Origin of the sequence: Streptomyces puniciscabiei (assembly GCF_006715785.1) — a bacterium.
GTDB classification, from domain to species: Bacteria; Actinomycetota; Actinomycetes; order Streptomycetales; family Streptomycetaceae; genus Streptomyces; species Streptomyces puniciscabiei.
This window is the reverse complement of record NZ_VFNX01000001.1, coordinates 633,667-646,131: the sequence shown is the minus strand read 5'-3', so window position 1 is coordinate 646,131 and position 12,465 is coordinate 633,667. Positions and strand designations below refer to the sequence as shown.

The 12,465-nt window shown below is 72.2% G+C and carries 14 protein-coding genes and 1 pseudogene; 10 read left to right on the top strand and 5 right to left on the bottom strand.

Features of this window, described 5'->3' with window-relative positions; translation table 11 throughout:
• Window positions 1–30: 30 nt before the first annotated feature.
• A complete protein-coding gene (locus FB563_RS02985) occupies window positions 31–1,014 on the bottom strand; it encodes a lytic transglycosylase domain-containing protein (protein WP_142218440.1) in 984 nt (327 codons plus the stop codon).
• A gap of 195 nt (window positions 1,015–1,209) precedes the next feature.
• Between FB563_RS02985 and FB563_RS02980 the strand changes: the two genes are divergently transcribed.
• The 9 genes and pseudogenes from FB563_RS02980 to FB563_RS02940 all read left to right on the top strand — a co-directional run bounded on the left by FB563_RS02980 (window position 1,210) and on the right by FB563_RS02940 (window position 8,567).
• The gene (locus FB563_RS02980; RefSeq protein WP_079048463.1) at window positions 1,210–1,461 is read left to right on the top strand and encodes a hypothetical protein; all 252 of its coding nucleotides are present in this window, start codon (window positions 1,210–1,212) and stop codon (window positions 1,459–1,461) included.
• A 47-nt stretch (window positions 1,462–1,508) separates the two neighbouring features.
• Entirely contained in the window at window positions 1,509–1,820 is a 312-nt protein-coding gene (locus FB563_RS02975; protein ID WP_411573157.1) for a helix-turn-helix domain-containing protein, read from the top strand.
• 126 nt (window positions 1,821–1,946) lie between these two features.
• Window positions 1,947–2,459 carry a 2-oxo-4-hydroxy-4-carboxy-5-ureidoimidazoline decarboxylase gene (uraD, locus tag FB563_RS02970; RefSeq protein ID WP_055703393.1) on the top strand — a complete coding sequence of 171 codons (513 nt, stop codon included), beginning with the start codon at window positions 1,947–1,949 and terminating at the stop codon, window positions 2,457–2,459.
• A gap of 4 nt (window positions 2,460–2,463) precedes the next feature.
• Window positions 2,464–2,862, top strand: a complete 399-nt coding sequence (gene uraH / locus FB563_RS02965) for a hydroxyisourate hydrolase (RefSeq protein WP_055703394.1) — start codon at window positions 2,464–2,466, stop codon at window positions 2,860–2,862.
• A 7-nt stretch (window positions 2,863–2,869) separates the two neighbouring features.
• Window positions 2,870–3,793: a factor-independent urate hydroxylase gene (pucL, locus tag FB563_RS02960; RefSeq protein WP_055703395.1), complete on the top strand. Its 924-nt coding sequence runs from the start codon at window positions 2,870–2,872 to the stop codon at window positions 3,791–3,793.
• Window positions 3,794–3,856: 63 nt separating this feature from the next.
• Window positions 3,857–4,228 (top strand): annotated as a pseudogene (locus FB563_RS02955) (solute carrier family 23 protein); the annotation flags it as partial.
• A gap of 139 nt (window positions 4,229–4,367) precedes the next feature.
• Window positions 4,368–5,753: an 8-oxoguanine deaminase gene (locus tag FB563_RS02950; RefSeq protein WP_055703397.1), complete on the top strand. Its 1,386-nt coding sequence runs from the start codon at window positions 4,368–4,370 to the stop codon at window positions 5,751–5,753.
• A gap of 756 nt (window positions 5,754–6,509) precedes the next feature.
• Window positions 6,510–7,877, top strand: coding sequence for a nucleobase:cation symporter-2 family protein (locus FB563_RS02945; RefSeq protein WP_055703398.1), 1,368 nt, complete (start codon window positions 6,510–6,512; stop codon window positions 7,875–7,877).
• A gap of 63 nt (window positions 7,878–7,940) precedes the next feature.
• Entirely contained in the window at window positions 7,941–8,567 is a 627-nt protein-coding gene (locus FB563_RS02940; RefSeq protein ID WP_055703399.1) for a TMEM175 family protein, read from the top strand.
• Here FB563_RS02940 and FB563_RS02935 read toward each other — a convergent pair.
• Window positions 8,515–9,135, bottom strand: a complete 621-nt coding sequence (locus FB563_RS02935) for a 3'-5' exonuclease (RefSeq protein WP_055703400.1) — start codon at window positions 9,133–9,135, stop codon at window positions 8,515–8,517. The two genes, FB563_RS02940 and FB563_RS02935, sit on opposite strands and share 53 nt — an antisense overlap.
• An 80-nt stretch (window positions 9,136–9,215) precedes the next feature.
• Window positions 9,216–10,031 carry a helix-turn-helix domain-containing protein gene (locus FB563_RS02930; RefSeq protein WP_055703401.1) on the bottom strand — a complete coding sequence of 272 codons (816 nt, stop codon included), beginning with the start codon at window positions 10,029–10,031 and terminating at the stop codon, window positions 9,216–9,218.
• Between the two features lie 96 nt (window positions 10,032–10,127).
• Here FB563_RS02930 and FB563_RS02925 point away from each other — a divergent pair, with 96 nt between their 5' ends.
• Complete coding sequence (locus tag FB563_RS02925) at window positions 10,128–10,982, top strand: NAD(P)H-binding protein (RefSeq protein ID WP_055703402.1); 855 nt, start codon at window positions 10,128–10,130, stop codon at window positions 10,980–10,982.
• Between the two features lie 38 nt (window positions 10,983–11,020).
• On the opposite strand, the gene FB563_RS02920 is transcribed toward FB563_RS02925, so the two are convergent.
• Together FB563_RS02920 and FB563_RS02915 are read right to left on the bottom strand one after the other, a co-directional pair.
• Entirely contained in the window at window positions 11,021–11,443 is a 423-nt protein-coding gene (locus FB563_RS02920; protein WP_055703403.1) for an acyl-CoA thioesterase, read from the bottom strand.
• 50 nt (window positions 11,444–11,493) lie between these two features.
• The gene (locus FB563_RS02915) at window positions 11,494–12,132 is read right to left on the bottom strand and encodes a hypothetical protein (RefSeq protein ID WP_055703404.1); all 639 of its coding nucleotides are present in this window, start codon (window positions 12,130–12,132) and stop codon (window positions 11,494–11,496) included.
• Window positions 12,133–12,465: the final 333 nt, after the last annotated feature.

The following is a 12,465-nucleotide window of genomic DNA, read 5'->3' as shown; positions in this document are numbered from 1 at the left end:
GGTTGTGGAGAGGGAGACTCCCATCGTGTTCTAGCTGTTGCCCGTGGTCAGCGGCCCCGCGCCGGGGAGCGCTCCGCCGCCGGGCAGGGTGAGGGTCGGTTCGGGGACGGGAATCACCGGCGTCGCGGGCCTTGTGGGGGCGGCGGCCGTACGGGACGGCGTGGGGGTCGGGGAGGGGGCCGGCGCCGGCGGTGTACGCGACGGCCCAGGAGCCGGCTCACGGCTGCCCGTCGGCTTCGGCGACGAGGACTCGGTGTTCTTCGGGGCCTTCGCGCGGGAGGACTTCGGGAGATCCGCCCGGGACCCCCCGGCGGCGTCCGGCACCACGCGGTGTCCGGTCAGGTAGTACGCGTACCAGGCCTTCACCGTGCGCAGATAGGCGTCCGAGTGGTTGTAGCCGAGGATCGCCCGGTCCAGGTCGGCGGGGTCCGACAGGTCCCGGCCACCGGCGCACAGGTAGCGGCCGGCGGCGAGAGCGGCGTCGTAGACGTTGCCCGGGTCGGCGCGCCCGTCGCCGTTGCCGTCCGTGCCCCAGTGGGCCCAGGTCGACGGGATGAACTGCATCGGGCCGACCGCGCGGTCGTACACCGGGTCCCCGTCGTAGGCGCCGCCGTCGGTGTCCGGTACGACGGCGAAGGCGCCGCCCGTCAGCCGGGGGCCGAGGATCGGCGTGACGGTCGTACCGTCGGGCGTCACCCGGCCGCCCCAGGCCTGCCCGGACTCCACCTGGCCGATCGCGGCCAGCAGCTGCCAGCGCAGCCGGCAGCCCGGCGCGGTGCGCGCGAGCTCCTCCTCGGCACGCCGGTACGCGTCGAACACGGTCGCGGGCAGGGCGCCGCCGGTCACCGCCGGCGCCGGGCCCTTCCTCCGCGTCCGCAGCGGCGGCAGCTCGGTGCGGTACGGGGTGTCTCCGGACACGCTGGGCACATGCCCGGCGGGAGCCGCCTGCCGCGCGGGCTCCGCGGCCCCGGCCGAGACCGCTCCCGGCGCCTGTGACGCGGTCAGCGCGGCCATGGCCGCTGCCGCGATCGCCGTACCCCTGGCACCCCTCAGTGCCCCTGTGCGTGCACGCACTGTCACTGTGCCCTTCCCCTCGCTGAACGGATCCGTCGTCCGCTCTACGCGGGCGGGCGGCGGGTCCGTCGCGCCGAGTGCGCGAGGACCCGGAAGGGCTGCCGGAACATCGCCGCCGCGCGTTAGGTTGGGCGGGTGCGATTGAGAGTGGAGTTCACGACCGAACCCTTCGACCTCGACGAGGCGCCCGCGCATGCCCTGGCGGCGCGCGAGGTCATCGAGACGGCCGCGCTGGACGCCGTCGACGTGGGCCCGTTCGGCAACACGGCCGAAGGGGGCGCCGACCGTGTGCTCACCGCCGTGGACGCCCTGCTGCGCAGGAGCCTGGAGGCCGGTGCGACCCGGATCTCCCTCCAGGTCAACGTGATCACGGAGGGTGATAGGTGACCGGGGACGAGCCCTTCATCACGGCCGTGAAGCCGCTGGTCGACGCCATGGGCGGGGAGATGATGCCGCCGGACGAGGCCGGGCCCGAGGACGTCGTCCTCGCCTGGGAGGGCGTCGACGTCGTCGCCGTACGCCTGCCCCAGCTGGCCGACTCCCTCGACCACATCCTCGCCGCCATGGAGCGCCGGAAGGGCCGGCCGCTGGCCGACCTGGACCGCAAGGCCAAGCAGGAGATCGTACGGATACTGGAGGCGCGCGGCGCCTTCGCCGTGCGGCACGGCGTGGAGACCGTGGCGAGCGCGCTCGGGGTGAGCCGCTTCACGGTCTACAACTACCTCAACCGGGAGAAGGGGGGCTGAGCAGGGGCTGCGGAAGCAGCGTTGTCACGCGGAATTTTCAACAAAGTGTTGACGCCGTGTTTCGGAGGGCGTTAGCTGTTCGCAGCCCGTTCAGCACGAAGGCCGAATCCGGCCACGGAGGCTCCCGTGACTTCGACTTCCACGCCCCCGGGCCTGGCCCGGTTCAACGACCTGGAGGAGCGCGAGGCCCTCGCCGCCCTCCACGAGGCGTGTGCCTCCACGGAGTGGGCCCGGCGACTGCTCGCCGCCCGCCCCTACGCCACCCCCGAAGCGCTCTACGCCGCCAGCGACGCCGCCATGGCCGAGCTGACCACGGCGGACCTTCAGGAGGCGATGGCCGGACACCCGCCGATCGGGCGGCCCAGACCCGGGGACCCGACCTCCGCCCGCGAGCAGCGCGGCATGGCCGGCGCCTCCGAGGCACTCAAGGCCGAGATGCTCGAACTCAACCTGGCCTACCAGGAGAAGTTCGGCCATGTGTTCCTGATCTGCGCCACCGGCCGCACCGGTGAGCAGATGCGCGACGCGGTCAAGGAGCGGATCGGCAACGCGCCGGAGCAGGAGCGGGAGATCGTCCGCACCGAGCTGGGCAAGATCAACCGCATCCGACTGGCCCGACTCGTCGAAGAGGACGCCTGACACCATGAGCACCAGCACCACCGCCTCCGTGTCCACACACATCCTGGACACCTCGATCGGCCGCCCCGCCGAGGGCGTCGCCATCCAGCTCTCCGCGCGCTCCGGGCGTGCGGCCGACTGGCAGGCGCTCGGCGGCTCCGCGACCGACGCCGACGGCCGGTGCAAGGACCTGCCGGCACTGCCGGAGGGGACCACCCATGTACGGCTCGACTTCGCGGTCGAGCCGTATTTCGAGAAAAAGCAAGCCGATGCGCAGCAGGACGCCCCCGCGAATCGGGACAGCGGTGCGCAGTCCGTGTTCTTCCCGGAGGTGGCGATCACGTTCGCCGTCGTACCGGGCGAGCACTACCACGTGCCGCTGCTGCTCAACCCGTTCGGCTACTCCGTTTACCGAGGGAGCTAGCAGAAACATGCCCACGATCCTGGGACAGAACCAGTACGGCAAGGCCGAGAACCGAGTCGTAAAGATCACGCGGGACGGCGCCACCCACCACATCAAGGACCTCAACGTCTCCATCGCCCTGAGCGGCGACATGGACGAGGTCCACTACTCCGGCTCCAACGCCAACGTCCTGCCGACCGACACCACCAAGAACACGGTGTACGCGAAGGCCAAGGAACACGGCATCGAGTCCGCCGAGCAGTTCGGCATCCACCTCGCCCGGCACTTCGTCACCTCGCAGGAGCCGATCCACCGCGCCCGGATCCGGATCGAGGAGTACGCCTGGGAGCGGATCGAGACCTCCGACGCCAACTCCAAGTTCATCGGCGCGGACGAGGTCAAGCACTCCTTCGTCCGCAAGGGCCAGGAGATCCGCGTCACCCAGGTCACCTACGACGGTGAGAAGTGGGAGGTCGTCTCCGGCCTGAAGGACCTGGTCGTGATGAACTCGACGAACTCCGAATTCTGGGGCTACGTCAAGGACAAGTACACGACCCTGCAGGAGGCGTACGACCGCATCCTGGCCACCCAGGTCTCCGGCCGCTGGCGGTTCAACTGGACCGACGACGAGCAGAAGATGCCCAACTGGGAGAAGTCCTACGAGCAGGTCAGGAAGCACATGCTCCAGGCCTTCGCCGAGACCTACTCCCTCTCGCTGCAGCAGACGCTGTACCAGATGGGTGCGCGCATCATCAACAACCGCAGTGAGATCGACGAGGTCCGCTTCTCGCTGCCGAACAAGCACCACTTCCTGGTCGACCTGGAGCCCTTCGGGCTCAAGAACGACAACGAGGTCTACTTCGCCGCCGACCGGCCCTACGGCCTGATCGAGGCGACCATCCTCCGGGACGGCTGTGAGCCGCGGATCCCGGTCGACATGACCAACCTCTGACGCGGGACGCGTGTCCCCGACCCGCCCACCGGGCCGGGGGCACGCCACACCGGAGGGAACACCATGGCACAGCCTGCGAAGGGGCCGGCCCACGCCCCTTGTTCCACCCCGCCGGCGCACACCGGGAACGCCGTCACGTCCGACGCCGTCACGTCCGTGCACCCGGTGGACGAAAAGCTCCACCCGGTACGGCTCGTCCCCGCCGCGCTCCGGCACATCGCCGCCATGTACGCAGGCGTCGTCACTCCTCCGCTCATCATCGGCCAGGCCTGCGGACTCGACCTCGCGGCCCGCACCCGGCTGATCGCCGCGAGCCTGATCGTCGCGGGCGTCGCCACCATCCCGCAGACCATCGGCGTGAAGGACCTCGTCGGCAACCGGCTGCCCCTCGTCGACGCCGCCTCCGGCAGCAGCGCCGGGGCGCTCGTCGCGGTCCTGCTCAACCTGTTCTTCCATCACCTCGGCACCCGGAGCCGTCAACCGGCCCCGGCACTCAAATCCTCCTAGGGTCCTGCCGTGCCCTCCCGTGGACACTCCCCCTCCACGGGCCGCCACTCAAAGACAAGGAAGCACGATGGCACCATCGGCAGCCCAGCGCATCGTCATCGAGAACTGCGCGATCGCCACCGTGGACGCGGGCGACACCGAGTACGCCTCGGGACACCTCGTCCTCGCCGGCAACCGCATCGAGTCCGTCGGCGCGGGCCAGGCCCCCGACGGCCTCGAGAACGTGGTGCGCCGGATCGACGCGAGCGGCCACCTGGCCACCCCCGGTCTGGTCAACACCCACCACCACTTCTACCAGTGGATCACCCGGGGCCTGGCCACCGACCACAACCTGTTCAACTGGCTCGTCGCGCTCTACCCCACCTGGGCGCGCATCGACGAGCAGATGACCTACGTGGCCGCGCAGGGTTCCCTCGCCATGATGGCCCGCGGGGGTGTCACCACCGCCATGGACCACCACTACGTCTTCCCGCACGGCACCGGGGACCTGTCCGGCTCGATCATCCGGGCCGCCGCCGAGATGGGCGTCCGCTTCACGCTGGCCCGCGGCTCGATGGACCGCAGTGTCAAGGACGGCGGGCTGCCGCCGGACTTCGCCGTCGAGACGCTGGAGGGTGCGCTCGCGGCGACCGAGGAGACCGTGCGCACGCACCATGACGCCTCCTTCGACGCCATGACCCAGGTGGCCGTGGCCCCCTGCTCCCCGTTCTCGGTGTCGACCGAACTCCTCAAGCAGGGCGCGGAGCTGGCCCGCCGGCTGGGCGTACGGCTGCACACCCACGGCTCGGAGACCGTGGAGGAGGAGAAGTTCTGCCACGAGCTGTTCGGCATGGGCCCCACCGACTACTTCGAGTCCACCGGCTGGCTCGGCGAGGACGTGTGGATGGCGCACTGCGTCCACATGAACGACTCCGACATCGCCGCGTTCGCCCGCACGAAGACCGGCGTGGCCCACTGCCCGTCGTCCAACGCCCGCCTCGCCGCCGGCATCGCGAGGGTCCCCGACATGCTGAGGGCGGGCGTCCCGGTCGGCCTCGGCGTCGACGGTACGGCGTCCAACGAGTCCGGCGAACTCCACACCGAGCTGCGCAACGCCCTGCTGATCAACCGCCTCGGCGCGCACCGCGAGGCCGCGCTGAACGCCCGTCAGGCGCTCCGGCTCGGCACCCACGGCGGCGCCCAGGTCCTCGGCCGCGGCGACCAGATCGGCTCGCTGGAGCCGGGCAAGCTGGCCGACGTGGTGCTGTGGAGGCTGGACACCCTCGCCCACGCCTCCATCGCCGACCCGGTGACCGCGCTGGTCTTCGGCGCGGCGGCCCCGGTCACCGCGTCCTTCGTCAACGGCGAGCAGATCGTGGAGAACGGCCGCCTGCTCACCGTCGACGAGGACGCCATCGCCCGCACCACCCGCGCGGAGGCCCAGCGCCTCGCCCGGATCACGGCCCAGGCCTGACCGGTCACCCACGCGCCGGTGGGCCGGCCCCGCCTACGCCCGGCCCACCGGACACTTCGGCGAAGCCGCCGTGAGGCGGGGTACGCCGGTCCCCTCGGCGACCGCCGCCGGCGGCCACCGGCAAACCTGGCGGTCGCCCCGCGAGGCGGCCCGCCGGACACCGGCAGGCGGCCCCGCGGCCGGCTCGCCAGGATCCTTGGCGGTGGCCGTGCGGATGACCGCCGGAGGACGGAGAACGGAGGACCAGGCAGACCGGATCACGCGGCCGGTCTGCCGGACAACTCGGCGGCCACCTCTCGCGGGTGGCCTGCCGGAAAGACTTGGCGGTCACCTCTCGGGGTGATTCGCCGGAGGCCTCGGTGGGCCGGAGCATGCGGCCGGTCTGCCGGAGGAGTCGGCAGGCCGGGCCGTGCGGTCGGTCTGCCGGAGGACTGGCAGGCCGGGCCGTGTGGCCGGGTTGCCGGAGTACTTGGCGGGTCGCCCCGTGCGGGCGGCCTGTCGCAGGACGCGGCGGTCGCCCCCTGTGGGCGGCTCGCCGGAACGCTCCGGTCGGGAGGGACGGCTCCCGACCGGGGTCCGTGGACCCGAGCGGGGTCCACGGCAGCCGTCCGGGGCGCGTGCGGAAGCACGCGCCCCGGAACGGTCACCGCTCGCACCGCTCAAGCGCCACCCCCGTCCCGGTCCCGCACGACCACACGCACCACCTCCATGAAACCCACGTCGACAAAGACGTGTTAGCCGCTCGGAGGAGCCGCCGTGGCCGCCCATCCTGTTGACGAGAAACTCCCCGCCCTCAAAATGGCGACCAGCGGCCTGCAGCACGTGGCCGCCATGTACGCGGGAGTCGTCGCCCCACCCCTGATCGTCGGCGCGGCCGTAGGCCTGTCCGGCAAAGACCTCACCTTCCTCACCGGAGCCTGTCTGTTCACCGCCGGGCTCGCCACCTTCCTGCAGACCCTCGGCTTCTGGAAGGTCGGCGCCCGCCTGCCCTTCGTCAACGGCGTGACCTTCGCCGGCGTCGCCCCCATGACGGCGATCGTCGCGTCCGCGAAGGACAAGTCCGACGCCCTGCCGATGATCTTCGGCGCGGTCATCGTCGCCGGTCTGCTCGGCTTCGTCGCCGCGCCCTTCTTCAGCAAGGCCGTCCGCTTCTTCCCGCCCGTCGTCACCGGCTCGGTCATCACCCTGATCGGCGTCTCCCTGCTCCCGGTCGCGTTCAACTGGGCCCAGGGGCCGAACCCCGCGGCGCACGACTACGGATCGACGGCCAACCTCACCCTGGCCGGCATCACCCTCCTCATCGTCCTGCTGCTGCGCCGCTTCACCCGCGGCTTCGTCAAGCAGATCGCGGTCCTGCTCGGCCTGATCATCGGCACGCTCATCGCGATACCCTTCGGCGTCACCGACTTCAGCCCCGTCGCACACTCCGCCGTCGTGGGCTTCCCGACCCCGTTCCACTTCGGCGCACCCACGTTCCACATCGCGGCGATCCTGTCGATGTGCGTGGTGATGGTCGTCTCCATGACGGAGTCCACCGCCGACATGCTGGCGCTCGGCGAGATCGTCGAACGCCCCGCCGACGAGCGGACCATCGCGGCCGGCCTGCGTGCCGACACCCTCGGCTCCGCCCTCAGCCCGCTGTTCAACGGGTTCATGTGCAGCGCCTTCGCCCAGAACATCGGCCTGGTCGCCATGACGAGGATCCGCAGCCGCTTCGTGGTCGCCGTCGGCGGCGGCTTCCTCGTGCTGATGGGCCTGTGCCCGATGGCCGCCTCCCTCATCGCCGTCGTGCCCCGCCCGGTCCTCGGCGGCGCCGGCATCGTCCTGTTCGGCTCGGTCGCCGCGAGCGGCATCCAGACCCTGGTCCGGGCTGGCCTGGAGAAGGACAACAACGTCCTGATCGTCGCCGTCGCCCTCGCGGTCGGCATCGTCCCGATCACCGCGCCGGACTTCTACCACGCCTTCCCCGAGACCGCGAGGATCGTCCTGGACTCCGGCATCTCCACCGGCTGTGTGACGGCCGTCGTCCTCAACCTCCTCTTCAACCACATCGGCAAGGGCCAGGAGGCCGAGGACGTCACGCACCCGATGGAGGCGGGGGAGGAACTCACACCCGCCCACTGAACTCCCCCTGCGGGGCACGGCGATGGCCGTGCCCCGCACGGGTGTGTGCGGCAGTCTTGGGCCATGAACGAGTCCGGCCGGGTCGAGGCCTTCAGCGACGGCGTGTTCGCCATCGCCATCACCCTGCTCATCCTGGAGATCAAGGTCCCCAAGGCGGGGGAACACGGCGGCCTGTGGCACGCGCTGGGCGCGCAGTGGCCCTCGTACGCCGCCTATGTGGTCAGCTTTCTGGTCATCGGCATCATGTGGGTCAACCACCATCAGCTGTTCAGCTACGTCGCCCGGGTCGACCGCACGCTGATGTTCCTCAACCTTCTGCTGCTGATGATGGTGGCCGCGGTGCCGTGGCCGACGGCCATGCTCGCGGAGTATCTGCGCGAGGACGCCGCCTCACACGCGGCGGCCGCCGTGTACAGCCTGGTCATGGTCGCCATGGCCCTCGCCTTCCAGGCCCTGTGGTGGCACCTCACCCGCACCGGCCACCTCTTCGACGCGCGCGTGGACACCACGGCGGCCCGGTCGACCCGGGCCCGGTTCGCCCTCGGCTCCCTCGGCTACCCGCTCACGGTGGGCCTGGCCTTCGTCTCGGCCCCGCTCACGCTGGCCGCGCACGGCCTGCTCGCCCTCTACTACGGCTTCAACCAGATCGCGGTACCGACGCGCCCGGACCCGGACCCGGCCACGCCATGAGGTTCGCCAGCAGCTCCGCCTGCTCGATCGCGTCGTCCAGGGCGTGGTGGGTGTGCCGGCGCCGGGAGAGCAGTTCCCGCGGCATCGTGCCCTTGGCCACCGCCCGCAGCGGCAGCCCGGCCTTCGTGGCGTACAGCGTCTTCATGTCCAGGCAGCCGGAGTGCCCGAAGGGACTCTCGCCGGTGAAACGGATCAGGTACCAGTACAGGAACGTCCAGTCGTACGACGCCGGATACCCGCACATCACCGGCTGCGCACCCGCGCTCACCTCCCCGACCCAGGCACTGAACTCGGCGAGCGCGACGGCCGGTTCGGCGCCCTGAGCGGTCAACCGGTCCCGGTCCAGGCCGCTCACCGCCAGCGCCTCGGGGACGAATTCGCCGGAGATCGGCCGCAGTTCACGGTAGAAGGTCCGCTCTTCCGGGTCCGCCGGGGTGAAGCCGTCGGCGTCCTGGGTGCCGGCCACGGCCGCCCCGATGCTCAGCATGGAGTACGGCCCCGGGATGGGCCCGTCGGCCTCGATGTCGACGGAGATGCAGCGGCTGGGCTTGACGCGTCGTGCGGACATGGTCCCGCAGCATGGCAGCCACGGCCGCCGCCGCGCACCCCGTTTCCGGCGCGCGACGGCCTGCGGGCGGCTGCGCGGAGTCAGGCCCGCGGTCCCACCTGGCAGGGCGTCACCGCGGGCAGCCGGCCGGTGACGTACGACCTGGGCGGCACCCCCATCAGGGCACGGAAGTCGGACGTCATGTGCGACTGGTCGAAGTAGCCGGTGGCGGCGGCGAGTTCGGACCAGCGGGCGCTCCCGGCCCAGGTGACGACCGTACGGACGCGGTCGATACGGGCGTAGTGCTTGGGCGAGACCCCGACGCCCTCGGCGAACAGGTTCCGCAACTGACGCTCGCTGACGGCCAGTTCCCGGGCGACCTCCCGGACCTGCGCGGGCGCCCGGTCCAGCCGTACGGACAACGCCGCCACGCCCGCCCGCAGCAGTGCCGTACGGTCCGGATCCACGGCGTCGGACAGCAGCCCGGGCAGCACCTCGGTGAGGTGCGGCAGCGCATCCCGGGGCTCCAGCCGGTGCATCTCGCGCGCCAGCCGGCCCCCCGCCCCGCCCGGCAGTTCCTCCAGCCTCGCGACCCGGCCGACCAGTCCGGTGGCCGGAACACCCAGCAGGGGCCGGGCCGTACCCGGTGCGAGGCGCAGCTCCACACAGGAGATGCGGCTCTTCCCCTCGTGGTAGGAGGCCCGCACCCGCGGCCCGACGGCCAGCACGTCACGCCGCCCGTCCGCCGTCACCCGCAGCACCACCTTGGTCACCGCGTCGGGCAGATGGACGAACGCCTCCTCGGGCGGCTCGGCGAAGGACACGGTCCGCACCCCGGCGAGCCAGGGGCGCAGCACCTCGGGCGTGCTGCGGACCTGCCAGGCGGCGGTGTCGGGCGCGGCGGTGGAGTTCGGCACCCCTCCACGGTAAGCGCCCGGGACCGCCGTCCGGGCCGGTCGGCCGTGCCGGAATTTCCAAGAGACCGGCGCCGCCCGCGTACCACCGTGGACCCCATGATTCTGGTGACGGGTGCCACGGGCACCATCGGGAGTGATGTCGTACGACAGCTGGCCGCGCGCGGTGAGAAGGTGCGCGCCCTGACCCGCGACCCGGCGAAGGCGCGGGTCCCCGCCGGGGTGGAGGTGGTGCGCGGGGACTTCCACGAGCCGGCGTCCCTCGGAGCCGCGCTGGAAGGTGTGACGGCCGCCTTCCTGCTGCGTCCGCCCGGCCCGGACGAGGGCCGGGACGCGGCGCTGGTCGCGGCGGCCGACGCGGCGGGCGTACGACGGCTGGTCAAGCTCTCCGCCATCGGCACCGGCGACCCGGCGGTCGGCCCCTCCGGGCTCTGGCACCTGGACGGCGAGCGTGCCGTGCGCGACAGCGGAGCCGAGTGGACCGTGCTGCGGCCGTCGTCGTTCGCCTCCAACACGCTGAGCTGGGCGGAGCCGCTCCGGGCGGGCGAGCCGGTGCCCAACATGACCGGGGACGGGGAGTCGGGCGTGATCGATCCGCGCGATGTGGCAGCGGTCGCCGTCCGCGCGCTCGTCGACGCCGGGCACGCGGGGCGGACTTACACCCTGACCGGGCCCGAGGCCATCACTGTCCCCGGCCAGACCGCCGTGCTCGCCGACGTCCTGGGCCGCCCGGTCCCGGTCCGGAACCTGTCGCTGGACCAGACCCGTGAATTCCTGCGCACCGCCTGGGGTTTCGACGAGGAGCGTGCGGACGGCATCCTGACCGGCGTCGCGTTCGTCCGCGACGGCGGCAACGCGGTGGTCACCGAGGACGTGCCCGAGGTACTGGGCCGCCCGGCCCGGACCTTCCGGGAGTGGGCCGAGGACCACAAGGAGGCCTTCGGCGCGGACTGAACCTCCAGGGACCGGCAGCGGGCGCGGGCCCGCGGGGCCTACAGGCCGAACAGGGCGAGGTCCGTCGTCAGTTCCTTGAAGACCTCCCGCGGGTCGGCGACCAGCTTGCGCTCCTTGAGATCCAGCAGGCCGCCCACCCCGCTGACCTCGGCCGCCAGGGTGCCGTCGGTCTTGCGTATCTCCTGCACGACCCGGAAGGTCCTGCCGCCGCCCCACTCGAACTCACAGGTCACCTCGACCTCGTCGCCGGCGAGCAGTTCGCGCCGGAAACGGATCGTCGTCTCCAGCGCCACCGGACCGACACCCCGGCCCACCAGCCGGGCCTGGCTGATGCCGGCCGCCTGCAGCAGCGACCAGCGGGCGTGCTCCGCGTAGTTGAGGTACACGGACTGGTTGAGGTGTCCCTGGGTGTCGGTCTCGTAGCCGCGGACGGTCACGCGCACGGAAAACGGTTCGCTCACGGGTTCCCCTTCTCGTGTACGACACACTGGCCACTGATCCTCGCACGCGCTCACACCCGGCGCGGCGACGCCAGCAGATAGCGCACTCTCGTGCGCGGTTCGGTGTACTCGCCGGTCTGCCAGCCCGCGCGCTCCAGCGTGGCCGCGCAGGCCGCCAGGCTCTCCGCCCCCGGCGCGTACACCGCGACCGCCTCCGGCTGCGGGGTCGCACGCACCCGGTAACCCTCCGCCTCCCCGGCCGCCGGACGGTGTCCGGCCGCCTCCAGGGCCAGCGCTGCCGCCCGCACCAGATGGGTGCGCTCCCAGCCGCACGGCCGGTCCACCGCGCCGTCGGGGTTGGTCATCCGGCGCAGCTCCAGCAGCCCCTGCCAGGCGCCGTGCACCTCGCGCAGCCGCGCCGGACCGTCCGCGGGCGGTGCCGTCTCGCCGCCGACCCGTGCCGCGAACACCCCGGCGTCCGCCGCGGGCTCCGCCCCCTCCGCCTCGGGCACCGCCTCCCGTGGCTTCGCCTCCCGTATCCGGTGCCCCGCCGGGGTCAGGAAGTGCTCATGCGGCGGCCGCGGGTGCCGGAAGGCCAGCCCCCGCCGCACCAGCGCCGTCAGCTGCGCCTCCGTACCCCGCAACCGCCCGGTCACCGGATCGGCGGCCTCGATCACCCGCCGCTGCGCGGCGGTCGGCGGTCGGCTCACAGCGCACCCCTTCCGCTCCCGTCCCCTGCCCGCGGACCGCCCGTCACACGGCCCATTTCGCAGAGTACGGCCCGGGTCTGACAACGCGGCCCTGGTTTCCGGGCGGCCGTCCACAGGCCGGCTGCGGACGCAGGCTCGTCCGAGGACAGCCGTATACACGCAGCCGTATAGCCGTATACACGCAGCCGTACACGGTGGCCCGCACGCCGTGTCCCGCACACGGTATGCAGTCGGCCCCATGCCGCTGCCGCCCGTACGCTGCCGCCCCCATCCCCGGTCCCGCAACCCCCCGCTGCCGCACGCCCGCTCCCGTACCCCCCGCTCCCGTGCCTC